24 protein-coding genes are annotated in these 22,264 nt (G+C 72.3%); 8 read left to right on the top strand and 16 right to left on the bottom strand.

Annotation, left to right across the window (positions count from 1 at the left end):
* Positions 1-9: 9 nt before the first annotated feature.
* The 4 genes from MFF13_RS14560 to MFF13_RS14545 form a co-directional block, all read right to left on the bottom strand.
* On the bottom strand, positions 10-1,029 hold the full coding sequence (locus tag MFF13_RS14560; protein WP_147830979.1) for a VWA domain-containing protein: 1,020 nt from the start codon (positions 1,027-1,029) through the stop codon (positions 10-12).
* Complete coding sequence (locus tag MFF13_RS14555) at positions 1,026-1,493, bottom strand: DUF4381 family protein (protein WP_147830978.1); 468 nt, start codon at positions 1,491-1,493, stop codon at positions 1,026-1,028. The genes MFF13_RS14560 and MFF13_RS14555 overlap by 4 nt, the downstream gene beginning before the upstream one ends.
* Before the next feature lie 69 nt (positions 1,494-1,562).
* Positions 1,563-2,495 (bottom strand): DUF58 domain-containing protein, encoded by a 933-nt coding sequence (locus MFF13_RS14550; protein ID WP_147830977.1) that lies wholly within the window; start codon positions 2,493-2,495, stop codon positions 1,563-1,565.
* A gap of 16 nt (positions 2,496-2,511) precedes the next feature.
* Positions 2,512-3,510 carry an AAA family ATPase gene (locus MFF13_RS14545; RefSeq protein ID WP_147753217.1) on the bottom strand — a complete coding sequence of 333 codons (999 nt, stop codon included), beginning with the start codon at positions 3,508-3,510 and terminating at the stop codon, positions 2,512-2,514.
* A gap of 225 nt (positions 3,511-3,735) precedes the next feature.
* Here MFF13_RS14545 and MFF13_RS14540 point away from each other — a divergent pair, with 225 nt between their 5' ends.
* Positions 3,736-4,449: an MgtC/SapB family protein gene (locus MFF13_RS14540; protein WP_147830976.1), complete on the top strand. Its 714-nt coding sequence runs from the start codon at positions 3,736-3,738 to the stop codon at positions 4,447-4,449.
* A gap of 8 nt (positions 4,450-4,457) precedes the next feature.
* Here MFF13_RS14540 and MFF13_RS14535 read toward each other — a convergent pair whose 3' ends face one another.
* On the bottom strand, positions 4,458-5,021 hold the full coding sequence (locus MFF13_RS14535) for a DUF1993 domain-containing protein (RefSeq protein ID WP_147830975.1): 564 nt from the start codon (positions 5,019-5,021) through the stop codon (positions 4,458-4,460).
* A 250-nt stretch (positions 5,022-5,271) separates the two neighbouring features.
* Here MFF13_RS14535 and MFF13_RS14530 point away from each other — a divergent pair, with 250 nt between their 5' ends.
* Positions 5,272-5,970 carry an SDR family oxidoreductase gene (locus MFF13_RS14530; RefSeq protein WP_147830974.1) on the top strand — a complete coding sequence of 233 codons (699 nt, stop codon included), beginning with the start codon at positions 5,272-5,274 and terminating at the stop codon, positions 5,968-5,970.
* A gap of 31 nt (positions 5,971-6,001) precedes the next feature.
* On the opposite strand, the gene MFF13_RS14525 is transcribed toward MFF13_RS14530, so the two are convergent.
* Entirely contained in the window at positions 6,002-6,355 is a 354-nt protein-coding gene (locus tag MFF13_RS14525) for a hypothetical protein (protein WP_147761616.1), read from the bottom strand.
* 268 nt (positions 6,356-6,623) lie between these two features.
* On the opposite strand from MFF13_RS14525, the gene MFF13_RS14520 reads away from it, so the two are divergent.
* The gene (locus MFF13_RS14520) at positions 6,624-7,487 is read left to right on the top strand and encodes a C40 family peptidase (protein WP_147830973.1); all 864 of its coding nucleotides are present in this window, start codon (positions 6,624-6,626) and stop codon (positions 7,485-7,487) included.
* A gap of 67 nt (positions 7,488-7,554) precedes the next feature.
* Here the strand turns inward: MFF13_RS14520 and MFF13_RS14515 are convergent, their stop codons facing one another.
* The 4 genes from MFF13_RS14515 to MFF13_RS14500 all read right to left on the bottom strand — a co-directional run bounded on the left by MFF13_RS14515 (position 7,555) and on the right by MFF13_RS14500 (position 10,490).
* Positions 7,555-8,040, bottom strand: a complete 486-nt coding sequence (locus tag MFF13_RS14515; RefSeq protein WP_147753211.1) for an arsenate-mycothiol transferase ArsC — start codon at positions 8,038-8,040, stop codon at positions 7,555-7,557.
* Positions 8,041-8,192: 152 nt separating this feature from the next.
* Positions 8,193-8,708: a UPF0262 family protein gene (locus MFF13_RS14510; RefSeq protein ID WP_147761706.1), complete on the bottom strand. Its 516-nt coding sequence runs from the start codon at positions 8,706-8,708 to the stop codon at positions 8,193-8,195.
* Positions 8,709-8,721: 13 nt separating this feature from the next.
* Positions 8,722-10,017, bottom strand: a complete 1,296-nt coding sequence (gene hisD, locus MFF13_RS14505; RefSeq protein WP_147830972.1) for a histidinol dehydrogenase — start codon at positions 10,015-10,017, stop codon at positions 8,722-8,724.
* A gap of 38 nt (positions 10,018-10,055) precedes the next feature.
* Positions 10,056-10,490 carry a DUF2948 family protein gene (locus MFF13_RS14500; RefSeq protein ID WP_147830991.1) on the bottom strand — a complete coding sequence of 145 codons (435 nt, stop codon included), beginning with the start codon at positions 10,488-10,490 and terminating at the stop codon, positions 10,056-10,058.
* A 283-nt stretch (positions 10,491-10,773) separates the two neighbouring features.
* Between MFF13_RS14500 and MFF13_RS14495 the strand changes: the two genes are divergently transcribed.
* The gene (locus MFF13_RS14495; protein ID WP_147753209.1) at positions 10,774-11,112 is read left to right on the top strand and encodes a hypothetical protein; all 339 of its coding nucleotides are present in this window, start codon (positions 10,774-10,776) and stop codon (positions 11,110-11,112) included.
* Between the two features lie 218 nt (positions 11,113-11,330).
* Here MFF13_RS14495 and MFF13_RS14490 read toward each other — a convergent pair whose 3' ends face one another.
* From MFF13_RS14490 to MFF13_RS14480, 3 genes are all read right to left on the bottom strand, one after another.
* Positions 11,331-13,487, bottom strand: coding sequence for a methyl-accepting chemotaxis protein (locus MFF13_RS14490; protein ID WP_147830971.1), 2,157 nt, complete (start codon positions 13,485-13,487; stop codon positions 11,331-11,333).
* Positions 13,488-13,770: 283 nt separating this feature from the next.
* Positions 13,771-15,060, bottom strand: coding sequence for a UDP-N-acetylglucosamine 1-carboxyvinyltransferase (gene murA, locus MFF13_RS14485; RefSeq protein ID WP_147830970.1), 1,290 nt, complete (start codon positions 15,058-15,060; stop codon positions 13,771-13,773).
* A gap of 254 nt (positions 15,061-15,314) precedes the next feature.
* Entirely contained in the window at positions 15,315-15,497 is a 183-nt protein-coding gene (locus MFF13_RS14480) for a hypothetical protein (protein WP_147830969.1), read from the bottom strand.
* 334 nt (positions 15,498-15,831) lie between these two features.
* On the opposite strand from MFF13_RS14480, the gene hemA reads away from it, so the two are divergent.
* Positions 15,832-17,130, top strand: a complete 1,299-nt coding sequence (gene hemA, locus MFF13_RS14475; RefSeq protein ID WP_147830968.1) for a 5-aminolevulinate synthase — start codon at positions 15,832-15,834, stop codon at positions 17,128-17,130.
* A 67-nt stretch (positions 17,131-17,197) separates the two neighbouring features.
* On the opposite strand, the gene MFF13_RS14470 is transcribed toward hemA, so the two are convergent.
* Positions 17,198-17,755, bottom strand: coding sequence for a DUF2059 domain-containing protein (locus tag MFF13_RS14470; protein ID WP_147830967.1), 558 nt, complete (start codon positions 17,753-17,755; stop codon positions 17,198-17,200).
* 158 nt (positions 17,756-17,913) lie between these two features.
* Between MFF13_RS14470 and MFF13_RS14465 the strand changes: the two genes are divergently transcribed.
* Positions 17,914-18,471 carry a DUF4337 domain-containing protein gene (locus tag MFF13_RS14465; RefSeq protein ID WP_147830966.1) on the top strand — a complete coding sequence of 186 codons (558 nt, stop codon included), beginning with the start codon at positions 17,914-17,916 and terminating at the stop codon, positions 18,469-18,471.
* A 28-nt stretch (positions 18,472-18,499) separates the two neighbouring features.
* Here MFF13_RS14465 and MFF13_RS14460 read toward each other — a convergent pair whose 3' ends face one another.
* Both MFF13_RS14460 and MFF13_RS14455 read right to left on the bottom strand, forming a co-directional pair.
* Positions 18,500-18,805 carry a hypothetical protein gene (locus MFF13_RS14460; protein ID WP_147753202.1) on the bottom strand — a complete coding sequence of 102 codons (306 nt, stop codon included), beginning with the start codon at positions 18,803-18,805 and terminating at the stop codon, positions 18,500-18,502.
* Between the two features lie 62 nt (positions 18,806-18,867).
* Positions 18,868-19,947, bottom strand: a complete 1,080-nt coding sequence (locus MFF13_RS14455; protein WP_238272420.1) for an acyltransferase family protein — start codon at positions 19,945-19,947, stop codon at positions 18,868-18,870.
* 381 nt (positions 19,948-20,328) lie between these two features.
* Between MFF13_RS14455 and MFF13_RS14450 the strand changes: the two genes are divergently transcribed.
* Both MFF13_RS14450 and MFF13_RS14445 read left to right on the top strand, forming a co-directional pair.
* Positions 20,329-20,568: a DUF6894 family protein gene (locus MFF13_RS14450; RefSeq protein ID WP_147753201.1), complete on the top strand. Its 240-nt coding sequence runs from the start codon at positions 20,329-20,331 to the stop codon at positions 20,566-20,568.
* A gap of 101 nt (positions 20,569-20,669) precedes the next feature.
* A complete protein-coding gene (locus MFF13_RS14445) occupies positions 20,670-22,208 on the top strand; it encodes a L,D-transpeptidase family protein (RefSeq protein ID WP_238272440.1) in 1,539 nt (512 codons plus the stop codon).
* Positions 22,209-22,264 lie beyond the last annotated feature (56 nt).

Genomic DNA, 22,264 nt, shown 5'->3' with positions numbered 1-22,264 from the left:
GAAGACGCTTCATCCCCGCCTCCGGGAGGCCAGCAGCAGCCCGGCGCAGGCGAAGGCCAGCGCCGCGGGCCAGGGCCAGAGGTCGCGGCGCAGAGGCACCGGGGGGGCCTTGGCACGGCCCCCCTCCAGGGTGTCGATGGCGTCGGCGACCGCGACGAGGTCGTCGGTGGTCTTCACCCGGAAGGCCTTGCCGCCGGTGATCTCGGCCATCTCGCGGAGCGTCTCGGTGTCGACCACGTCCTGCTCGCCGTCGGCGTCGGCCATGTCGCGGGGACCGAGCGCGATCGTGTAGACCTTGATCCCGAGTTCCTTCGCCAGCGCCGCCACGTCCTTCGGCGTGGTCTGGCCGGCGTTGTTGGCGCCGTCGGAGAGCAGGATCACCGCCTTCGAGGACGCGACCGGTTGCCCCTCGCCGCCGGAATCCTTGGGGTCGAGCCGGCGCAGCGCTAGCCCGAGGCCGTCGCCGATGCCGGTGGAACGGCCGACGAGGCCGATGGTCGCCTCCTCCAGGGCCCGCGCCACGCTTGCGGTGTCGAAGGTGAGCCCGGCGGCCACGAAGGCCTGGTCGGCGAAGATCACCAGGCCGATGCGGTCGCCGGCGCGGCGTCGGATGAAGTCGGCGCCGACGCGCTTGACCGCGACGAGTCGGTTCACGGTCTCGCCGTCGAGGGAGAAGTCGCGCCGCTCCATCGAGCCGGACAAGTCCATGGCGAGCATGATCTCGCGGCCCGAGGCCGGCAGCGCCGTCGCCGGCAGGACGAGGCGCGGACCGGCGAGCGCCACGACGAGCGCCGCCCACAGGGTCCAGATCGCCCAGGTCCGGCGCCGGCCACGGGCGGCGACGTCGGCGCCGGCCTCCGCCTGCGCCACCAGCGAGGCCGGGACGCGCAACGCGCCGCTGCCGCCCGCGGCTTCCGCCGGGACGAAGCGCTGAACCAGCAGCGGCAGCGGCAGGAGCAGCAGCGCCAGCGGCGCGGCCCAATCGAACGCGGAGGCGAGCGCCGTGACCCAGGCCGGGAGCAGGCTCATCCGCGGATCCGCCCGATCAGGCGCCCGAGCTCGGCGTCGAGGGCGGCCGGGTCCGGCCGGTCGCCGCGGCGGTAGAGCCCCTCGACGAGGGTGCGCCCGGCGCCCGCCGTGAAAAAGGTGGTGGAAAACAGCCCGTCGAGCCTCTGCGCCCACGCCGTCCCTTGCGCCGCGGCGGCCGCCTCGCCGTGCAGGGTGCGGGCGAGGCGGCGCAGCAGCCGGGCCTGTGCCACGAGGCGCGCGTCCGGATCGAGGCTTCGTGCGGCTGACAAGTCGCGCAACGCCGCCCGGCGCAGAGTGGCGCGGGCGCGGACACGAAGATAGCGCACCAGCCCGACGAGCAGCGCGGCGGCGAATCCCGCGAGGCTCGCGACGACGACCTCGCCGGAGATCGCCCCCGCCGCCTGGTTCGGCAGGTGAAGCCCACGCAGGGCGTCGAGGGTGGGCAGTGCGTCGGCGGGGGTCATGGTTTTCCGCACACGGGCGTGCGCATCCACTCCCCCCTCTGCGGGGGTGGGAGGGAAATGCCAGCGGCTTCACAAAACCGCATCGAGCCGTTCCATCAGCGGGGCGTAGGCCTCCGGGCCGGCCTCGACGTCGAGGCGCAGGCCTTCGATGCCGCGGCGGGCGTAGTCGGCCAAGCGCTCGTCGGCGGGGACCCGCCCGGGGGCCGGCTCGCGCGTGGGCTGGCGGGCGGCCTGCACCGTGCCGCGGCGGCCGTCGGGCAGGGCGAAGGGATAGAAGCCCGGCGGGCGGGTCCGCTCGAAGGCGTCGCTCACCAGGATCAGGCGGATCGAGAGGCGTTCGGCGAGCAGCGTCAGCAGGCGGTCGAAGTCGTCGCCGGGGCTGTCGAGCGCCGAGGCGATGACGAGGTGGCCGCCCGACGGCAGCAGGCTGCGGGCGAGCGTCAGCAGCGCGTCGAGGGGCGGGTCGTCGGCCGCTGGCAGCGCGAGCGCGCGGGCGTGGGCCGACGCGAGGGCGCCGGTGATCGCCGTCATCGCGCGCTCGCCGCCGGCCGGGCGCAACGCGGTCGGCGCGTCGCCGCTCGCGACCACGAGGCCGACGCGGCCGCCGTCGCCGACCACGCGCCAGCCGAGCAGCGCCAGCGCTTCGGCCGCCGCGACCGAGCGCAGCGCCCGGCGGGTGCCGAACAGCATCGAGGGCCGGAAGTCGGCGAGCAGCACCACGGCGCGGTCGCGCTCGTCGTGGTGGGTGCGCACGTGCAGGATGCCGGTGCGCGCGGTGGCGTTTCGGTCGATGTGGCGCCGGTCGTCGCCCTCCGACCACAGCCGCACGTCGTCGGGCTCCGACCCGCGCCCGCGCCGCCGGGTGACGATGCCGCCGGGCAGCCCCGCCAGCGTCCGCGTCGCCGGCGTGACACCGCGGCGGGCGAGGTGGCGCAGGCCCATCAGGGCCTCGCCGGAGAGGTGGAAGGCCGGGTTCGCCTCGGGGGCGGCTGAGGCGGTCATGCGGGTGCCCGCACCCTCAGAGCGCCCGCACCCGCTGCACCAGCCCGGCGACGATGCCGCGGGTGGTGAGGCCTTCGGCGGCGGCGCGCCAGGTCAGGCCGATGCGGTGGGAGAGCGCGTCGGCGGCGAGATCCGCCACGTCCTCGGGGATGACGTGGTCGCGGCCGTGGAGGTAGGCCCGCGCCTTGCCGGCCACCATCAGCGCCAGGGTGCCGCGGGGCGAGGCCGGATGCTCGATCGCGGCGCGAAGCTCGGGCGCGGCGGAATCGGTGCGCGTCGCGGCGACGATGCGCACGAGGTAGTCCTTCAGGGCCGGCGAGACGTAGGTCTTCAGCGCGGCCTCGCGCGCGGCCAGCACCTCGGTGACCGAGAGCTTCACCGGCATCGCCTCGCCGTGGTGGTTGAGCTCGCCCTCGACGAGGTCGAGGATCTTCCGCTCGGAGGCCTCGTCCGGCATGCCGACGACGACGTGGAGCAGGAAGCGGTCGAGCTGCGCCTCGGGCAGCGGGAAGGTGCCCGCATGCTCGATCGGGTTCTGGGTCGCCACCACCATGAACGGGTCGGCGAGGGGATGGGTCGTGCCCGAGACGGTGATCTGGCCCTCCGCCATCGCCTCGAGCAGGGCCGACTGCACCTTCGGCGGCGCGCGGTTCACCTCGTCCACGAGGATCAGCGAGTGGAACAGGGGGCCGGGCAGGAACTCGAAGGTGCCGGCGTCCTGCCGCCACACCGTGGTGCCGGTCAGATCCGCCGGCATCAGGTCGGGCGTGCACTGGATGCGGGCGAAGGAGCCGTCGAGCCCGTCGGCGAGCCGCTTGACGGCACGGGTCTTGGCGAGCCCCGGCGCGCCCTCGATCAGCAGGTGGCCGCCGGTGAGCAGCCCGATCATCAGGCGCTCGACCAAGCCCTCGCAGCCGATGAGCCCGTGCTCCAAACCGGCGCGAAGTTCGAGGATGCGGGCCCGCAACGGATCGGAGACGGCGCCGGGGCGCTCAGCGAGAGCGGCACCGCTCATGCCACCGCTCATGCGCGGAAAAGCCCGGCCGACTGTAGGTGAGCCTTCATCCTGCAAGTCTCCTCGTCGAACGCCGCGGACGTGGCCGCGGCACCTGGATTCTTGAGCGATCCATGAGCAAGGCCGGTGTGCCCGCTGCCCGGGGCACCCGTCAATCCCGCCGCGACCTGCGGTGGTAGCGGAGATCGTCACGGAAGCGTCATGCGCGTCCGTCTAGGAGACCGGATGGTCCTTCTGCCCACGCCCCTCCCCGAACCGGTCAACTCGGCGATCAGCCTGGTCGTCGCCTTCGTGCTCGGCACCCTGATCGGCGCCGAGCGTCAGTACCGCCAGCGCACCGCCGGCCTGCGCACGGCGGTGCTGGTGGCGGTGGGGGCCGCCGCCTTCGTCGACCTCGGCATGCGGCTGACGGGGGCCGAGGGCGCCACCCGCACCGTCGCCTACGTGATCTCCGGCATCGGCTTCCTCGGCGCCGGCGTGATCATGAAGGAGGGCATGAACGTCCGCGGCCTCAACACGGCAGCGACCCTGTGGTGCTCGGCCGCAGTCGGCGCCTTCGCCGGGGCCGACCTGCCGCTGGAGGCGCTGTTCGTCGCCGTCGCCGTCCTGGCCTGCAACACCCTGCTGCGCCCGCTCGTCAACGCGATCAACCGCTTCCCGATCGACGAGAGTGCCACGGAGGCGACCTACGAGGTCCAGGTCACCACCGCCCCCGGTGCGGCCGGCCCGGCGCAGGACATGCTGGTCGAGCGGCTCGAGGCGGCGGGCTACCCGGTCGGCGGCGTCGCGGTGGAGGAGCGCGGCGACGCGGCGGTGGACGTGGTCGCGACCCTCATCGCCAGCGCGGTGGCGGCCAAGGACCTCGACGCGGTGGTGGCGGCGCTGGCGACCCAACCCGGCATCCGCCACGCCACCTGGGCGGTGCAGACGGGGGATTGAGCGGGCGCCTATGGGGCGGGCGGCGTGCCCGGGCGCAGATACGCGAACATGTGGGCGACGTAATCGGCCTTGCCGAGCTCGACGCCGCTTGCGCGCAGGATCGCGTAGGCCGCCATCACGTGAAAATAGAACTGCGGCAGCGCCCAGTCGCGCACGTACTGCTCGGCCGTGAGGTCGAACACCAAGCCCTGCGGCAGCGTGTGGGCGATCGGCGTCGCCGGGTCGATGGTCGGCATGGCAACGGCGGCGCCCCGCACGGCCTCCACCGTTTCGGCGATCCTCTCCCGCGCCTCCGCGATCGAGCCGGGACGGTCGCCCGCGTTCCGACCCTCGTCGATCAGGACTTCGACCGCCGGCGGAAGCGGCTCGCCGCGCAATCGGGCGACGCCTTCATGAGCCTGCACGCAGGCGAAACGGACCTGCGTCGACAGCGGGAACATGTCGTTTGCCAAGCGCTCTGCAGGCAGCGTCTCGGCGCCCTCCGGCTGCTGCGTCTCGGCTTTGCCGAGCCAGGCCGACAGCGCCTCCAGCATCTGAAGGTAGGTCGGGACGAGGACATCTTGCAGGGTCATGGCTCTCTCCGGCATCGAGCGGCCCGCTCACGCGATTCGAGCCGGTGCCCTCACATACGAACCAGGAGATCTGCAGCAAATTGCTCGCCGCTTGGAGTCCCTCGCGATGCGGGCTCGACCTGGAACCGCGCCCCGGAATCGGTGCGCCGGCACACGCTGCCGCTGCACCGGGGTCTGTCGCCCGGCCGCAACGACGCCAATTCTCTCGGCACAGGTCGTACCTCGGACCCGGTCCCCACGGAGACATCCCATGGCAGCAGCCAACCATCCGTCGGCCAAGAACGCGCTCATCGTCGGGGCCTCGCGCGGCCTCGGTCTCGGGCTCGTCGAGACCTTCCTGGCGCGCGGCTGGCGCGTCACCGCGACCCAGCGCAACGCATCGCCGGGGCTCGCCGCCCTGAAATCCGAGGCGTTGACGATCGAGACCGCCGACATCGACGACGACGCGGCGGTCTCAGGCCTGCACGATCGGCTCGCATCGCAGACCTTCGATCTGGTGTTCGTGGTCGCCGGCGTCGCGACGCAAGCGCACGATCCGCTGCACGCGGTGCCGCGGCAGGTCGCGGCGCAGGTCTACCTCACCAACGCGATCAGCCCAGTGCGCTTCGCGGAGACCTTCCGCGACCGCCTCGCACCCGGCGGCAGCCTGGTGTTCATGAGTTCGATCCTCGGCAGCGTCGGGCTCAACACCTCGGGCGGCTGGGAGAACTACCGCGCCAGCAAGGCGGCGCTGAACACCTTGGTGCGTAGCTTCGCGATCCGCCACCAGGCGGAGGCCTTGAGCGTGGTTCTGATGCACCCGGGCTGGGTGCGGACCGAGATGGGGGGCGCCGAGGCGGACATCGACGTGGCGACCAGCGTCGGCGGCATGGCCGACGTGATCGAGGCCCGGCTCGGCCAGCCCGGCACAATGTACCTCGACTACCGCGGCGAGACCCTCGCCTGGTAGCACCGAACCTGGACGCGATCCGCGGGCGACCTCAGCGCCGCGGGTCGAGGGGGCGGCCGCGGCGCTCGACGATCACCGGCGGCCGGGTGCGGCGCTCGACGATGACGGTACGGGGCGCGCGGCTCGGGCCGGCCTGGGCGATGATGCGCTCCGGCATCCGCTCCGGCTTGGCCTTCACCGCCGCCACGACGTGCGGGCGGACCTCGTCCGCGGGCAGGCCGATCAGCCCGGCGGCGATCTCGATCTGCTGCTCCAGGTCGTCGGACAGGTCCTGCGCGGCGATCACCGCCTCGACGATGGTCGGCGGCTCGCGGCGGACCCGGATCGGCGGCAGGTCGGCAAAGCTCTTCTTCGACTTCTTCACGGCTGGGCTCGCGCTCGTCATCCTCGGACCCTACCCGATTCGAGGCCATTGTGCACTGCATCAAAACGCGGCCGGCGCGGTCGGCCCCCGCATGGACCGAGGGTGCCGAATGGACAGGCAGGCCGCTCATCTGTCTTCGACGGCGTCAGCGCATTCATGATGCAATTGCCACCTCGCGCGTCACGGTACTGCGTCGAAATGGCGCAGCATGGGCGATCGGCGCAGGCGTGGTTCGGTCACGGCGGAAGCCGATCATGCAAGCTCGAACCGCCTGAAAACCCGAGCCGTCATGTCGCGTAGCGAAACCCTGACCCACGACCCGCGGACAACGCCGGCTCGGCCGGATCTCGCCGACATCCGCCTACGCGGCACAGTTGAGGCGGCACGCTTCGTCGCCGGCGAGCCACGGCAGGTCGTGATCCCGGCGGCCCCCTTGCGCCGGACGCCGCGTGCGGAAGCCGGCCTCGAGACGGAGGCGGTGATGGGCGACGCGGTGACCTTGTACGAGGTTCGCGACGGGTTCGCCTGGGTCCAGCTCGTGCGCGACGGCTATGTCGGCTACCTGCCCGCGGCGAGCCTCGGCCCGGCCGACCCGGCCCCGACCCACCGGGTGACGGCGCTGCGCAGCTTCCTCTACCCCGCCCCCGACATGAAGCGCCCGGCGCTCGGCCATCTGAGCCTCGGCGCGCGGATCGCGGTCGCGGGGACGGAGGGCGACTTCGTGCGGGTCGGCGACGCCTTCGTGTTTTCGGCCCATTGCGCGCCGCTCGACCGGACGACGCCGGACTATGCCGGCACCGCCGAACGGCTCGTCGGCACCCCATACCTCTGGGGCGGGCGCACCAGCCTCGGCCTTGACTGCTCGGGCCTGGTCCAGCTCTGCCTGGATCTTGCCGGCCTCCCCTGCCCGCGCGATGCCGACCAGCAGGCCCGCGCCGTCGGCCGGCCCCTGCCGCTCGCCTTCGAGGGCTTACGCCGCGGCGACTTCGTCGACTGGCGCGGCCATACCGGCCTGATGCTCGACGCCGACACGCTGCTCCACGCCAACGGCCACCACATGGCGGTGGCGATCGAGCCCCTGCGCCAGGCGGCCGCGCGGATCGAGGCCAACAGCTATGGCGCGGTGACGGGGATGCGCCGGATCGAGGCCTGAGGGCACGCGGAGCCGCGTCCCCCTCCCCCTTCTGCGAGGAGGGAAGAAAACCAGCGCCCCGTGTCCCCTACCCCTTCAGCCGCATCTTGATCCGGTAGGTCAGCCCGTCGCGGACGTCGCGATAGGCGTCCATGCGTTGGTCGCGCGAGGCGTCCTGGAGGATGGTCGGGTCGGCCGTCTGCCAGTACTCGACGTCGGCGGCGAGCGTATGGGTGAGGGCCAGCGCCTTGTGGTGGGCCTCGGGGGCGAGCGTCACGATCAGGTCGAAGTTCAGCCCCTCCCACTCGTCGAGCTCCTCGACGGTGCGCGGCCGGTGCTTCTTGGCGTCGATGCCGATCTCGTCCAGCGCCGCGACCATGAACGGGTCGACCGGCTCGCCCGAGCGCACGCCGGCCGATTGCACGTAGACCGACTTGCCGAAGTAGTGGCGCGCGATCACCTCCGCCGCGGGGGAGCGCACGGCGTTGAAGTTGCACATGAACAGCACCGATTGCACCCGGCGCTTGCGCGGCACGACGAGGTCGCCGGGCTGAGGCGGGACGAGGACGTCCATCGCGCGTGGGCTTTCAGCGTCGGTGCGGACCCGGCATCGCTTCCGATCGCGTCGCGATCGGAAGCGATGCCGGGACTCCGCGATGCCGCGCGCTCTGACGCCGAACCGGTGCCCACTTCGGCGGAGCGCGCTCGGGGCGGCGCAACGCCACCTCAGCCCTTCCAGTGCAAGGCGAAGATCAGGGTGAACAGCCGCCGCGCGGTGTCGTGGTCGAGGTCGACCTTGCCGGAGAGCCGCTCCTTCAAGGTCTCCGAGGCCTCGTTGTGCAGGCCGCGCCGGCCCATGTCGATCGCCTCGATCTGCGTCGGCGAGGCGGTGCGGATGGCGTTGTAGTAGCTCTCGCAGATCATCTCGTAGTCGCGGATCACCCGGCGGAAAGGCGTCAGCGACAGCAGGTGGGTCATCACCGGCTCGCCCGACGGCGACTGGATCGCGAAGGAGAGCTTGTTCTCCACGAGCCCGAGGTGGAGCGCGTAGGGGCCGGTGCGACCGGGGATGGCGAAGTGGTTGTCCTCGATGATGTCGAAGATCGCGATGGCGCGCTCGTGCTCCTGGTCCGGGTTGCCGCGGCCGATCGAGTCCTCGTCGAGCGCCACCGAGACCAGGCGGTCCGTGCCCTTGCCGGCCGGCTTCTCAGCCTGCGTCTCAGTCCCCTTGGCCTCCGACATCGTGCGCATGCCCCTACAGGTTCAGCCGGATCGCGACGGAGCGGGCATGCCCCTCGAGGCCCTCCGACCGGCCCAGCGTTATCGCCGCGGGGCCGAGCGCCCGCAAGCTCTCCGGCGTGCAGGCGAGGATCGTGGTGCGCTTCATGAAGTCGAGGACGCCGAGGCCCGAGGAGAACCGCGCAGAGCGCGCCGTCGGCAGCACGTGGTTGGGGCCGCCGACGTAGTCGCCGATGGCCTCGGGCGTGTGGGAGCCGAGGAAGATCGCCCCGGCGTTGCGGATCTTCTTGGACAGCGCCTCGGCGTCCTGCGTCTCGATCTCCAGGTGCTCGGGCGCGAGGCGATCGACCAGGGGCACCGCCTCGTCGAAGTGCCTCACCCGGACGATCGCGCCGTAGTCGCGCCAGCTCGCCCGCGCGATCTCCTGGCGCGGCAGGGTGGTCAGCGCCCGCTCGACGGCGGCCTCCACGGCCTCGGCGAGTTCCGCGCTGTCGGTGATCAGGATCGACTGGGCCGCCACATCGTGCTCGGCCTGGGCCAGAAGGTCGGCGGCGATCCAATCGGGGTTGGCGTGGCCGTCTGCCAGGATCAGCACCTCGGAGGGGCCGGCGATCATGTCGATGCCGACCTGCCCGAACACCCGGCGCTTGGCCGCCGCGACGTAGGCGTTGCCGGGGCCGACGACCTTGGCGACCGGGGCGATCGTCTCGGTGCCGTAAGCCAGCGCAGCCACCGCCTGCGCCCCGCCGACGCGGTAGACCTCGTGCACGCCCGACAGGTGCGCGGCGGCGAGCACCAACGGGTTCGACTGCCCGTCGGGCATCGGCACGACCATGACGATCCGCGGCACGCCGGCGACGCGCGCTGGGATCGCGTTCATCAGCACCGAGGACGGGTAGCTCGCCGTGCCGCCGGGCACGTAGAGCCCCACCGATTCCAGCGCGGTCCAGCGCCAGCCCGAGGTGACGCCAAGGGCGTCGGTCTCCATCCGGTCGCCGGGGACTTGGCCCGCATGGAACGCCTCGATCCGGGCAGCGGCGAAGCGCAAAGCCTCCAGCGCCTCGGGTGGGCAGGCCTGGAGCGCCGCGGCGATCTCATCCTCGGTGACCCGCAAGGCGGACGCGGTGAAGCCCTCGCCGAGCCGGTCGAATTGACGGGTGTAGTCGACGAGCGCGGTGTCGCCGCCCTTCACCACGCCGGCGATGATGCCGCGCACGGTCTCGTCCACGTCCTCCGAGATCTCGCGCTTGACCGTGAGCAGCCGGGCGAAATCCTCCGCGAAGGTCGGGTCGCTGCTATCGAGGCGGATCATCGGCGCGTGCTTCTCTTGATGGTGTGGGGCGCGACGGCTCAAGCCGACGGGCCGGGCGCGGGCGCCGCGTGGCCCGGGCGGCTCTCGGCCTCCCAGACCGGGCCGAGGTCCTTCATCCGCACCTCGATGCACTCGACCTCGAGGCGGATCGCGGCCTGGCCCGAGAACAGCAGCGTGACCAGGCCCGAGGGCGCCTCGGTCTCCTCGAAGGTGATCGCGAGCAGGCTCAAGGGCGCGTCCCCCGGCGTCAGGCCGCGGGTGCGGACCCCGAGCACGCGCTCGAAATGCAGGCCGGCGAGCCGTCGCCGCGGCGTCTCCGGGCTCTGCCAATCGAACCGGCGCAGCGCGAGCACGAAGCGGTGCTCGGCGGCTAGGAACGTGAGGTCGGCGACGTTCAGCACCGCATCCTGCAGGTGCGCCGAGATCACGGTGAGGTCCTCGGCGTCGAGGGCGGCGAGCTTGAGAAGCTCCATGTCGGCGGGCCGCTCCGGAGAGGGTTTCACGGGAAACATTTTCGCCCGCGTCAGTAGCGAGGCCGGCCGCTTCCGGCAACCGCGGCCGGGTCGCACGGGCCGCGGCGGATGGTGTCCGGTGCCTCGCATCCACCATACCGGAGGATCGGGACGGCCGATGCGCAGTCTGGCGCGTTGAGCGTCGAGGCCGGGGCGCAGACAGCTGTTGCGCCGGCCTCAGCCGCCGTTCAGGCAGCCAATCGTAGACCCCACGTCGATCTCGGACCGGAGACGGACACATCCCATGACCATCAAGCGCTACACCCTCGCGGCCATCGCCGCCCTGACCCTCGGGACGACCCTCGGCGCGACCGGGGCCAGCGCCCAGTATTACGGCAACGAGTACGGCGGCCCGCGCCGGTTCGACCGCGGCTACGACGAAGACCGCCCGCGCCGTCGCGACTACGAGGAGGACCGCTACGAGCGCCGCCGCGACCGCGACGACTTCCGCGGCGGCGGCCGCGGCGGCAGCATCTGCGTCACCGCCCGCGGCAACTGCGTGACCCGCCCGGCGCCGTTCAACTCGTCCTGCGGCTGCGAGGTCCCGGGCTTCGGCTTCAAGCGCGGCGCCATCGGCCGCTGATCGCCGCGATCCCGCCTTGCGGGGGCCGTCCAGCCATCGGGTCGGGCGGCCCTTCGTGTTTTAGGCCCTCGGCGCCGCGAACCGCGCGGGCTGGTGCGAGCGTCCTGGGCGAGCTGCTGTCCTCGGCGAGCTCGGAGAGCATGATCCCTCCCCGATCCCCGCCTTCGGTCGGGAGCGCGCCGGCCCCCAGGGCCGAGCCGCCGAACGACCCGCGCCGCTCAGGCGGCGCGGACGCCCGCCAGGAAGCTGCCGACCTCGGCGCGCAGTTCCTCCGATTGGCCGGCCAGCGCGTTCGAGGCGAGCAGCACCGCCGCGACCTCGCTGCCGGCTGCGTTCGCGGCGCTGGCGACCGCGGCGATGTCCGCCGTCATCGCGCTGGTCCCGGCCGAAGCCTCGCCCATGTTGCGCACGATCTCCTGGGTCGTGACGCCCTGCTCCTCCACCGCGGCGGCGATGCTGGTCGACACCCGGTTCATCGCCTCGATCCGCCCGGCGATCGCATGGATCGCCTCGGAGGCTTCGCCCGCGGCTGCCTGGATCGAGGCGATCTGCTGGCCGATCTCACCCGTTGCCCGCGCCGTCTGCGAAGCCAGGTCCTTCACCTCCGCCGCCACCACCGCGAAGCCGCGGCCCGCCTCCCCGGCGCGCGCCGCCTCGATCGTGGCGTTGAGCGCCAGCAGGTTGGTCTGGCCGGCGATGGTCGAGACCAGGCCGACGACGTCGCCGATCCGGGTCGCGGCCGCGGCCAGCGCGTCCATGGCGGCCTGCGTCCGCGTCGCCTCGCGCACCGCGCCGTCCGACATCTCCGCCGCCTGCTCGACCTGCCGCCCGATCTCCTGGACCGTGGCCCCGAGCTCCTCGGCCGCCGCGGCGACGGTGTTGACGTTCTGGGCGGTCTCGTTGGCGGTGGTCGCGACGCTGCTCGACCGTTGCGAGGTGCCCTCGACCGCGTCGCGCATGCCGCCCGAGGCGGCCTGCAGCCCGGCCACCGAGCCGGCGACCCGCGCGACGATGCCGCCGACCGAGCGCTCGAAGCGTTCGGCGAGGTCGCGCAGGAGGGCGCGGCGCGCCTGCTCCTCGCGCAAGCGGGTGGCCTCGGTCGTCTTCAACTGCGCCGCGGCCTCCTCGAGGGAGACGTCGCGGATGGTCACCACGGCCCGGGCGATGTCGCCGATCTCGTCGCGCCGGGTGCTGCCGGGCACCTGCTCCAGCGCCTGCCGGGCGGCCAGGGCCTTGAGCGCCGCGGTGAGCGCGCCGAGCGGCCGCACGATCGATCGGGCCAGCAGCAGGCCGAGGACGGCGGTGCCGGCGAGCACCCCGAGCCCGACCAGGGCAAGCGTGCGCGACAGGGTCGAGACGGCGCCGATCGCCTCGCCGAAGCTCTGCTCGGCGATCACCGTCCAGGGCGCCCCGAGCACCGAGACGACGGAGGACGCCGCCAGGCGCCGGCCTTGCGGGGCCTCGAAGTCGAACGGCCGCCCCTCCGTGAGGCGGCTCGGGGCGATCCCGAGCGCGCCCAGGGGGCTGCCGGCCTTCGCGTCCGGGTTGAGCGGCGGCTGGGTGCGCAGCAGGCCGTCGGCGCCGGCCGAGAGCATCTGCCCGGTCTCGCCGAGGCCGGTGCGCTTCGACAGGGTGCGGTCGAACAGGGCCGGCCCGACCCGCATCACGACGTAGCCGATGCGCTCGGCCGCCTGCGCCGTGCCCATGGCGACGTTGGCGCGCTTCGTCACCGCGCGGCCGATGAAGGCGGATGGCCCGGCGTCGACCGGATAGGCCGCGAAGTCCTCGAACAGGGCGGCTTCGGGATCGGCCGCCCTGAGACGCTCGAACAGCCGCGCGAGCCCCGTTCCCCGCAGCGCCGGATCGGAGACCGGACGGGCGAAGTCCTCGCCCTTGGTGGTGGTGTAGACGACGCGCCCGCCCTCATCGAGCACCAGCAGGTCGGCGTAGCCCGCCTGCGCCAGAAGCTTGCGGCCGACCTCCTGCACCTTCGCGTGCCGCCGCCCGTACATCGTGTTGGTCGCGGTGCCGTCGAGCGCGATGCGGGCCGCGGCCGTCTCGGGCGCCCGGAAGGCGGCGAGGAGGCCGGCATAGTCGGGCTTCGCGGGATCGAGCGTCTCGATCAGGTCGGCGACGTTCGACACCACCTGCGGGTGCGCCGCCACCGTGAGGAAGTCGGCCTGCATGCGGTCGGCGACCAGCTCGACCCCATCGCGCCGCGCGTCGGCGGCGAGTTGCAGCCGCTCGCGTGCCGCATCCACCAACCCGGCCCGGGCCGAGTACCAACTGTACCCGCCCATCGCCGTGGCGCTCAGGAGAGCGAGCCCGATGGTCATGGCGGGCAGGCGTGCCTCGAGGCGTGAGAATACCGACATCGATCCGTCTCGAAGATGCTCGAAGAGCTTGAGCCAGATCTTGTCGCAGGTATGCGTTAAAATTTCTTGCCGGAGACCGAAGCTTATCGTCCAAGCAATACGCCTGACGCACGATGATGATAAGAATAAAATCTGCCTTCTTTCTTGACGGCTCGTGAAACCGATTGACGTCGATCGATTCTCGTCTCGCAAATTCAGAAGCACGCCCAACCGGCACTGCCCGCGATCGGCCGGCCCCGCACCGCTCCGATTGCGGCCCGGCCGAAGCTCGGGCTTTCGGGCCTCAGGCCCGCACGCGCTCAATCCGCGCGCCGCAGCGGGCGAGCTTGGCCTCCAGGGCCTCGAAGCCACGGTCGAGGTGGTAGACCCGGTTGATCTGGGTCTCGCCCTCGGCCGCCAGCCCCGCGATCACCAGCGACACCGAGGCGCGCAGGTCCGTCGCCATCACGGGCGCGCCCTTGAGGCGCTCCACGCCCTCGACGATGGCCAGATCCCCCTCGAGGCGGATCTTCGCGCCGAGGCGGGCCAGCTCCTGCACGTGCATGAAGCGGTTTTCGAAGATGGTCTCGCGGATCTGCGACTGGCCGTTGGCCAGCGTCATCAGCGCCATGAACTGCGCCTGCAGGTCGGTGGGGAAGCCCGGGAACGGGTCGGTGGTCACGTCCACCGCCGCGATCCCGGCGCCGTTGCGCCGGACGCGAATACCGCCGGGAACCTGGGTGATCTCGGCGCCGGTGGTCGAGAGGATGTCGAGGGCCGAGTGCAGCAGGTCGGCGCGGGTGTTCTCCAGCACCACGTCGCCGCCGGTCATCGCCACCGCCATGGCGTAGGTGCCGGTCTCGATCCGGTCGGGCAGCACCTCGTGGCGGGCGCCGTTCATGCGGGCGACGCCCTCGATCACGATGCGGGGCGTGCCGGCGCCCTGGATGCGGGCGCCCATCTTGATCAGGCAGTCGGCCAGATCCACCACCTCCGGCTCGCGGGCGGCGTTGGAGATCACCGTGGTGCCGTAGGCGAGCGAGGCCGCCATCAGCGCCACGTGGGTGCCGCCGACGGTGACCTTCGGGAAGTCGATCTCGGCGCCGCGCAGGCCGTTTTTCGTACGCGCGACGACGTAGCCGGCATCGATCTCGATCTGCGCGCCGAGCTTTTCCAGCGCCATGATCAGGAGGTCCACGGGCCGGGTACCGATGGCGCAGCCGCCCGGCAGCGAGACCTTGGCCTCGCCGAAGCGGGCGAGCAGCGGCGCGACCACCCAGAAGCTCGCGCGCATGGTCGAGACCAGCTCGTAGGGCGCCGTTGTGTCGATGACGTTCGACGCCGTGAGCCGGATGGTCTGGCCGGTCTCGGTGGTCTGCCCCGGGCGCTTGCCGACCACCATGTGGTCGACGCCGTGGTTGCCGAGGATGCGGGTCAGCGCGGCGATGTCGGCGAGCCGCGGAACGTTGGCGAGTTCCAGGGTGTCGCCGGTGAGCAGGCTCGCGATCATCAGCGGCAGGGCGGCGTTCTTCGCCCCCGAGATCGGGATCGTGCCGTTGAGCGGCACGCCGCCGGTGATGTGGATGCGGTCCATGGTCTCGTGATCCTCACGCGCCGCGCCTCGTTCCGCGCGCCGCCGGCCTTGCCCCTCAGGGCGCTCGCCGCCCATGCTTGCGCGCAGCCTATAGGCGAGTTTTGTCCGAAAGGGGACCGATGCACGCGCTGGCCGGTCCGGGGTTGCATGCCGGGCGGCTCGCAGGACGTCGACGGGTGTGGATCCGTCCGCTGCCGCGACGCGGGCGCGGTCGGCGTCCGGACGCGATCGTTGCGCGGCTCGGCGACCTGTCGTCAGGTTGACGGCGCCTCGGAAGCCGGCCCGTCCGGTTCGTCCGGCTGCGCAGCGTCCGCAGCCGAGTCGTCGCGCTCCGCCGCCTCGCCGCGGCCGCGGACCTGCCCCTTCCGCCGCCGCAGGTTTTCGCGGAGCGCCGCCTTCAAGCGCTCGGCGCGGGCTTCGTCGTTCTTCGTCGTCATGGCTTCAAGCGACGTCGTTCCGGTCCTCGCGACCCATCGTCGCCTTGGACTCCTAAGTCGTCGTCGGGCACCTCACAATCCGCACACGCGGCGGGGCCGGACGCACCCCGACGCCCTGCAAGGCAGGGATGACGCCTCGTCACCTTGAACCGATTCTAGATCCGGCTGTATCTTCCTGTCCGGCGGCGCCACGCGAGGCCGCCGGATTCCTCATTCACCCGATGCGCGATCGGGTGCGCCGGGCCTCTCAGGGTCCGCAGGCGCGCCCTCGGCATCCGAACAAGGCCAGCCGCGACGACCTCGCGTCCGACGCCGGCCAGCCCCAAGGATATCCATGCCCGAGACCCGGCCTGCCTCCTCCCCAGCCCACGCGCACGCGCAGGGTCCGGTTCGCGGCAACGACTACGAGGCGCATTTCCAGGGCGCGCTGGCGCGCCTGCACGGCGAGCGCCGCTACCGGGTCTTCGCCGACATCGAGCGGATCGCCGGGCGCTTCCCGATCGCGAACTGGCGGCGGCCCGACGGGGCGACCTCCGAGATCACCGTGTGGTGCTCGAACGACTACCTCGGCATGGGCCAGCACCCGGAGGTGGTGGCCGCGCTCACCGACACGGCGCGGCGCTGCGGCGTCGGCGCCGGCGGCACCCGCAACATCGCCGGCAACAACTCGCCGCTGGTCGACCTCGAGCGCGAGCTCGCCGACCTGCACGGCAAGGAGGCCGGCCTCGTCTTCACCTCGGGCTACGTCTCGAACCAGGCCGGCATCTCGACGATCGCCAAGCTGATCCCGGACTGCCTGATCCTGTCGGACGCGTTCAACCACAACTCGATGATCGAGGGCGTGCGCCACGCAGGCTGCGAGAAGCGGATCTTCCGCCACAACGACGTCGCGCACCTGGAAGAGCTGCTGATCGCGGCCGCCGGCCGCAACGTGCTGATCGCCTTCGAGAGCGTCTACTCGATGGACGGGGACGTGGCGCCGATCGGCGCGATCTGCGACCTCGCCGAAAAATACGGCGCGATGACCTACCTCGACGAGGTCCACGCGGTCGGCCTCTACGGGCCGCGCGGCGGCGGCATGGCCGAGCGCCAGGGCGTGATGCACCGCGTCGACGTGATCGAGGGCACGCTCGCCAAGGGGTTCGGGTGCGTCGGCGGTTACATCACCGGCTCGGCCGCCCTCTGCGACGCGGTGCGGAGCTTCGCCCCGGGCTTCATCTTCACCACGGCGATCCCGCCGGCGATCGCGGCCGCGGCGCGGGCCTCGGTGCGCTACCTCAAGCGCTCGAACGGGGAGCGCGAGGCGCACCAGCGCCAGGCCGCCGCGACCAAGCGTGCGCTGGAGGAAGCCGGCCTGCCGGTGCTCGCCACCGAGACCCACATCGTGCCGGTGATGGTCGGCGACGCCGAGCTGTGCAAGGCGGCGGCCGACCACCTGCTCGAGCGCCACGCCATCTACATCCAGCCGATCAACTACCCGACGGTGCCGCGCGGCACCGAGCGTCTGCGCATCACCCCCTCGCCGTTCCACGACGACGCCCGCATCGCCACGCTGACCGCGGCGCTGGTCGAGACCTGGGACACCCTCGACCTGCCGCGCGCCGGCACGGTGTTCGCGCAGGCCGCCGAGTAGGCACCGCCCGCGCGGAGCAGGCGCCCCCGCGCGGAGCGGGCGGCGCGCCGCGCAAAGAGCCTGGGGCTCAGTTCGGCTTCGGCCGGTTTCCGCCCGGCGCCCAGCCATGAGCTTCGGCGGTGGCCTGGAGCTTCGTCTGCATCTCGCCGGCCAGGCTGCCGATCCAGTGCTGCATGCCCGACAGCTGGGCCTGGGCCAGCTGCGGCTGCGCCTTGGCCATGTTGCGGCCGGCCGGCGTGTCGTAGAACGCGGCGATCGCCTCCAGGTCTTCCTTCGACAGCACCGCCGCGAACGAGATCGCCTGAAGGTTGAGCAGCTCGTCGTAATGCGCCGACAGGATCGGCATGATCACCTCCTGCACCATGACCTTGGCCCGATCGGGCTGCTTGAGCCCCATCTGCTGGACCATCGCGGTCATCGGCGCCGTCATCGCCTGAAGCGTGGTGTCGCGGTCGCCCTGGGCGCGGGCGACGACCGCCTTCGCCGCCGCCAGCCGCGCCGGATCGAGGGTGACCTGGGGCACCAGCTTCGCCGGCGCCGGCGCCTGGGCGCGGACGGGCCCGGTCAATCCGAGGGCGAGGGTCAAGACGGCGAGGGTCACGGGGGTGAGGGTAGCGATGCGCATCACGCGTCCTCCGGAAACGACGATCGGGGGCCGCGAATCGGGCCGCGCCGGACCTTAAGCGGTGCCGGGGGATCGGCCTAGAAGCTCGGCCGCGTTGCATCCGCAGGCCGGATGGGCTGTGACTGCGCCCGCACGAATCAACGGGGAGCTTTGGGCGGATGTCGGGTGGTCACGGAGCGGGTGGTGGGTCGAACAAGCGCGTCGCGCTGCTGATCTCGGTGCTGGCGCTGTTCCTCGCCTTCAGCGAGACGCTGGGCAAGGCGGCGCAGACCGACGCGATCGGCGCGAACGTCGAGGCGGCCAACCAGTGGGCGTTCTTCCAGGCGCGGACCATCCGCGCCACGGTGCTGAAGACCGCCGACGAAGCGGTGGCCCTGGTGCCGCCGGGGCCGAACCAGGAGGCGATCGCGGCCAAGCGCGCCGAGTGGGCCAAGACCATGGCGCGCTGGGATTCCGAGCCCGCCACCGGCGAGGGCCGCAAGGAGCTCGCCGAGAAGGCCAAGACCGCGCAAGCGCACCGCGACCTCTCGCTGCTGCGCTACCACCATTACGAACTCGCCTCGGCCGCCTTCCAGATCGGCATCGTGCTGGCCTCGGCCGAGGTAATCACCGGCATCGTGGCCCTGGTCTTCGCCGGCGGCCTGCTCGGCGCAGCCGGCGCGGTGCTGCTCGCCTTCGGCTACCTCGCCCCGCACGCCCTGCCGTTCTTCCATTGAGACGGGCTGCAGTGAGACGGGCTGCGGGTCAGCGGTCTCCGAACCAGTCGTCGTAGCCCGGCTCGATGCACGTGTAGCCGACGAAGCATTTCGGGTCGGTGCGCGTCGGCGCGGTGGCGGTGCGCGTGACCTCCGTCGCCTCGCAGAAGCTGCGGTCGCGCACGAAGCGGTCGTAGGTCGGGCCGCCGGTGCCGAGCACGATGCCGCCGGCGCGGGCGACGGCGCCGCGGGCCTGGGCGCAGGTGAGCGTCGTGGTGTCGACGCGCTGGGCCTCGGCGGGGCCGGCGGCGAGGAGCAGACAGGTCGGCAGGCAGCTCAAGATCAGGCGGCGCATCGGCGGCTCCTTTGGGGTCCCGGAGCAACGTCGCCCATGTCCTACGGTTCATGCGTCGCGGTTCAGGCCGCCCGCCGCTCCGGGTCGGCGAGGCTCGGTTCCGGCGGCCGGCCGGACGGGTCGAGCAGGCGCCGCCGCAGCCGGGCGCAGGGGCGCTCCACCCAGGCCTGCATCAGCGCGCACAGGGCCAGGGTCGGCACGAGGCCGGCGACGATCAGTACGAGGGACCCCAAGCCCGGCCGCAGGTGCAGCAGCAGCGCGATCATCGTCGGGTGCAGGAGGTAGAAGCTATAGGAGTAGAGCCCGAGCCGGCGCATCGGCGCGGAGCCGAGCGCCCGCACCACCCATCCGCGGCCCTGCAAGGCGGCCGAGAACGGCACGAACAGCGCCGCGCTCTGCAGCGTGTAGCGCAGGGTCTCGCGGAAGGCGGGGTTCCGCACCGCGAGGGTGGCGAGGATCACCGCGCCCGCCGCCGCCACGTGCCGGGGTTTCGGCCGCCAGGCGCGGTCGGCCGGGATCACCGGGTTGTTCCACAGGCCGAGGCAGCAGCCGAACAGGATCGCGTCGATGCGGGTGTGGGTCCAGGAGTAGTTCAGGCTGTAATCGGCGAGCCGCCACACGTTGAGGCAGCGGATGGCCAGCACGCCGCCGCACAGTGCCAGGCATGCCAGGGCCGCCCGACGCGGCGACAGGCGCCCGAGCCACAGCAGGTAGGCCAGCGGAAACAGCAGGTAGAAGTGCTCCTCGATCGCGAGGCTCCACAGCGGCACCGGCAGCACCTGCTCGGTGCCGAGGAGGTCGGGGTAGTTCGTCAGGAACGTCGCCTGCCCCAGCACCGCCACCGCGTCGACGCGCATCCAGTCGAGCAGGCCGAGCCCGTAGAGCAGGCCGGAGAACGCCAGCGCCAGGTACATCGGCGGCAGGATGCGCAAGGCCCGGCGCAGGTAGAACGCCTTCAGCGACACCGTCCCGCTCACCCCCCGCTCGATCCGCAGCAGGGTGGTGATGAGGTAGCCCGACAGGAAGAAGAACACCGTGACGCCGAAGCCCCCCGGCACGACGTGGCTGAGCCCGCAATGGGCGACGTAGACGATGCCGATCGCCAGCGCCCGCACCCCGTCGAGCTGCGGCAGGTAGGGCATCGCCGGCGGGACCGGGGCGGTGGGGCTCGGGATGGCGCAGCTCCTTGCGGATTCCGGACGATCGCCGGACACCGAAACACGAAACCGCAAATTTTTCGTCCTCACTATCCGCGCCGGCACCGGAGTGGTGCGACGATTATCTCCCCCTCTGCGGGGGGGAGGGAAGAAGCGTATCTCTCGGGCGCCAAAGCTCGTGTCGGCTCGAATGCTGGAGCGCGCAAATCCAGATCGCCGATGTCCGCGAGGCCCCGCCCCGCATGCGACACTCGCGCGGTTGCCGGCGCGGGCGAGAGGTCTACGATCCGGGCATCGCGGCCCTGACCTTCGGCGCTCCGCGCATGAGAGACGGATGCGCTCCCGCCTTCGACGCGTGATGAGCCCGTGCCCCGGTACTTCTTCGACATCCACGACGGCTTCCACCAGCGCGACGACGTCGGCACCCACTGCGACGACGTGCAGGCCGCCGCCCTCGAGGCCAAGCGCCTGCTGCCCGCCATCGCCGTCAACGAGATCCCGACCGACGGCGAGCGCCAGACCATCACCGTGGTGGTGACGGACGAGGACGGCTACGCCGTGTACTCGGCCGCCCTCGCCTTCGTCGGCACCTGGCTGCTGCGGTGAACCGGCGCCGGCCTGAGCCGGGCACAAGGGATCGGTAACCATCGCCCCCGCATGATCCGGCCCGGAACCGCCCGGTCGCGGGGCCGAGACGGGGTTGCGTGATGTTCTCTGCCGCCTTCCTGCGCGCGGGCCTGTCGCCCCTGGCGCTCGCCGCCGCGCTGAGCACGGCCACCGCCCAAAGCGCGCCGCCGGCTGCGAGCCCCGCGACGGCGCAACCCGTGCCCGCCCTGCCGCAGGCGGCACCGGTGGCGGCTCCTGCGCCGGAGGCTGCCGCGCGCGAGCCGGCCAAGCGCAAGCCCGAGCCGGAGCTGGTCTACGCCACCGTCTCCGCCGACCCGCGGCCGACGCTGACGCAGAAGACCTTCACCGAGACCCTGCGCGCCGCCGACCTGTACCAGGCCTTCGCCGACGCGGGCGGCTGGGCGCCGGTACCCGAGACCACGGTGTTCAAGCCGGGCGCGTCGAACCCGGCGATCCCAGGCCTGCGCCATCACCTGACCCTCACCGGCGACCTGCCCGCCGACGCGCCCCCGAGCGACCGGCTCGATCCGCCGCTGATCGCGGCGGTGACCGCGTTCCAGGCCCGCCACGGCCTGCCGGAATCGGGGCTGGTGGGCCGGCTGACGATCGCCGCGCTCAACGTGCCGGCCTCCGTCCGCCAGCGCCAGCTCGCGGCTTCGGCGGCCCGGCTGATGGGCTCGAAGTTCCCGTTCGGCGAGCGCTACGTCGTCGTCAACATCCCGGCGGCCACCGTCGAGGCGGTTGAGGGCGGCCAGGTCGCGCGCCGCTACGTCGCCGTGGTCGGCAAGCCCGACAAGGCGACGCCCAGCGTCGAGACGCGGATCACCGACATCAACTTCAACCCGACCTGGACGGTGCCGGTCTCGGTGGTGAAGAACGAGATCATCCCGCGGATGCGCAAGGAGCCGGGATATCTGGCCAAGAACCACATCCGCATCCTCGGCCCCGGCAACGTCGAGGTCGATCCGACGGCAGTGAACTGGAACACCGAGAAGGCGGTCAACTACACGCTGCGCCAGGATTCCGGCTTCGACAACTCGCTCGGGCAGGTGCGGATCGACATGCCGAACCGCTTCGCAGTCTACATGCACGATACGCCCTCGAAGTCGCTGTTCGCCCGCAACGTCCGCTTCCACAGCCACGGCTGCGTCCGCGTCGGCGGGGTGAAGGAGCTCGTCGGCTGGCTGCTCTCGGGCGTCGAGGGGCCGAACGGGCCGGGCTCGGCCTGGGGGCCGATCGAGATCGAGACCGCCATCGCCGACGGCGAGCGCCGCGACCTCAAGCTGGTGAAGCCGGTGCCGGTGACCTTCGTCTACCTCACCGGCTACGCCACGCCGGACGGGCGCGTGCACTTCCGCGACGACATCTACGGGCTCGACACCCCCGGCGGCCCGGTGCCCTCGGCGGCGACCGAGCCGGCCACCACCGGCACGGTCGCGCCGCGCGCGGCGATCCGCCCCGCCAAGCCCGAACAGCGCCCGCCGGTGGCCGCCGACCTGAAGCCCGCGGTCGCCACCAGGACCCTCGCACCCGCTTCGGCGCGGCCCGTCCCGCGCCTGCCGGCGACGCAGCTCGGCGACGGGCCGGCCCCGCGGCCGCCCGGCACGATACCGAACTGACCGCGGAGAGAGTTGGAACGGTTCCAGCCTGTGCGTGGGCGGCACCCCTGCCCCGC

Origin of the sequence: Methylobacterium cerastii (assembly GCF_022179125.1) — a bacterium.
Lineage (GTDB): Bacteria > Pseudomonadota > Alphaproteobacteria > Rhizobiales > Beijerinckiaceae > Methylobacterium > Methylobacterium cerastii.
The sequence above is the reverse complement of the archived record's forward strand: the minus strand, read 5'-3'. Positions and strand labels throughout refer to the sequence as shown.

Coding starts and splice junctions, on each gene's coding strand:
- MFF13_RS14500 (WP_147830991.1), bottom strand. CDS start 10,490: ATGGAGCTTCTCAAGCTCGCCGCCCTCGACGCCGAGGACCTCACCGTG.
- MFF13_RS14545 (WP_147753217.1), bottom strand. CDS start 3,510: ATGAGCGGTGCCGCTCTCGCTGAGCGCCCCGGCGCCGTCTCCGATCCG.
- MFF13_RS14535 (WP_147830975.1), bottom strand. CDS start 5,021: ATGACCCTGCAAGATGTCCTCGTCCCGACCTACCTTCAGATGCTGGAG.
- MFF13_RS14530 (WP_147830974.1), top strand. CDS start 5,272: ATGGCAGCAGCCAACCATCCGTCGGCCAAGAACGCGCTCATCGTCGGG.
- MFF13_RS14465 (WP_147830966.1), top strand. CDS start 17,914: ATGTCGGGTGGTCACGGAGCGGGTGGTGGGTCGAACAAGCGCGTCGCG.
- hemA (WP_147830968.1), top strand. CDS start 15,832: ATGCCCGAGACCCGGCCTGCCTCCTCCCCAGCCCACGCGCACGCGCAG.
- MFF13_RS14550 (WP_147830977.1), bottom strand. CDS start 2,495: ATGACCGCCTCAGCCGCCCCCGAGGCGAACCCGGCCTTCCACCTCTCC.
- MFF13_RS14520 (WP_147830973.1), top strand. CDS start 6,624: ATGTCGCGTAGCGAAACCCTGACCCACGACCCGCGGACAACGCCGGCT.
- MFF13_RS14560 (WP_147830979.1), bottom strand. CDS start 1,029: ATGAGCCTGCTCCCGGCCTGGGTCACGGCGCTCGCCTCCGCGTTCGAT.
- MFF13_RS14540 (WP_147830976.1), top strand. CDS start 3,736: ATGGTCCTTCTGCCCACGCCCCTCCCCGAACCGGTCAACTCGGCGATC.
- MFF13_RS14455 (WP_238272420.1), bottom strand. CDS start 19,947: ATGCCCTACCTGCCGCAGCTCGACGGGGTGCGGGCGCTGGCGATCGGC.
- MFF13_RS14460 (WP_147753202.1), bottom strand. CDS start 18,805: ATGCGCCGCCTGATCTTGAGCTGCCTGCCGACCTGTCTGCTCCTCGCC.
- hisD (WP_147830972.1), bottom strand. CDS start 10,017: ATGATCCGCCTCGATAGCAGCGACCCGACCTTCGCGGAGGATTTCGCC.
- MFF13_RS14490 (WP_147830971.1), bottom strand. CDS start 13,487: ATGTCGGTATTCTCACGCCTCGAGGCACGCCTGCCCGCCATGACCATC.
- MFF13_RS14510 (WP_147761706.1), bottom strand. CDS start 8,708: ATGTCGGAGGCCAAGGGGACTGAGACGCAGGCTGAGAAGCCGGCCGGC.
- murA (WP_147830970.1), bottom strand. CDS start 15,060: ATGGACCGCATCCACATCACCGGCGGCGTGCCGCTCAACGGCACGATC.
- MFF13_RS14515 (WP_147753211.1), bottom strand. CDS start 8,040: ATGGACGTCCTCGTCCCGCCTCAGCCCGGCGACCTCGTCGTGCCGCGC.
- MFF13_RS14525 (WP_147761616.1), bottom strand. CDS start 6,355: ATGACGAGCGCGAGCCCAGCCGTGAAGAAGTCGAAGAAGAGCTTTGCC.
- MFF13_RS14470 (WP_147830967.1), bottom strand. CDS start 17,755: ATGCGCATCGCTACCCTCACCCCCGTGACCCTCGCCGTCTTGACCCTC.
- MFF13_RS14495 (WP_147753209.1), top strand. CDS start 10,774: ATGACCATCAAGCGCTACACCCTCGCGGCCATCGCCGCCCTGACCCTC.
- MFF13_RS14480 (WP_147830969.1), bottom strand. CDS start 15,497: ATGACGACGAAGAACGACGAAGCCCGCGCCGAGCGCTTGAAGGCGGCG.
- MFF13_RS14445 (WP_238272440.1), top strand. CDS start 20,670: ATGTTCTCTGCCGCCTTCCTGCGCGCGGGCCTGTCGCCCCTGGCGCTC.
- MFF13_RS14555 (WP_147830978.1), bottom strand. CDS start 1,493: ATGACCCCCGCCGACGCACTGCCCACCCTCGACGCCCTGCGTGGGCTT.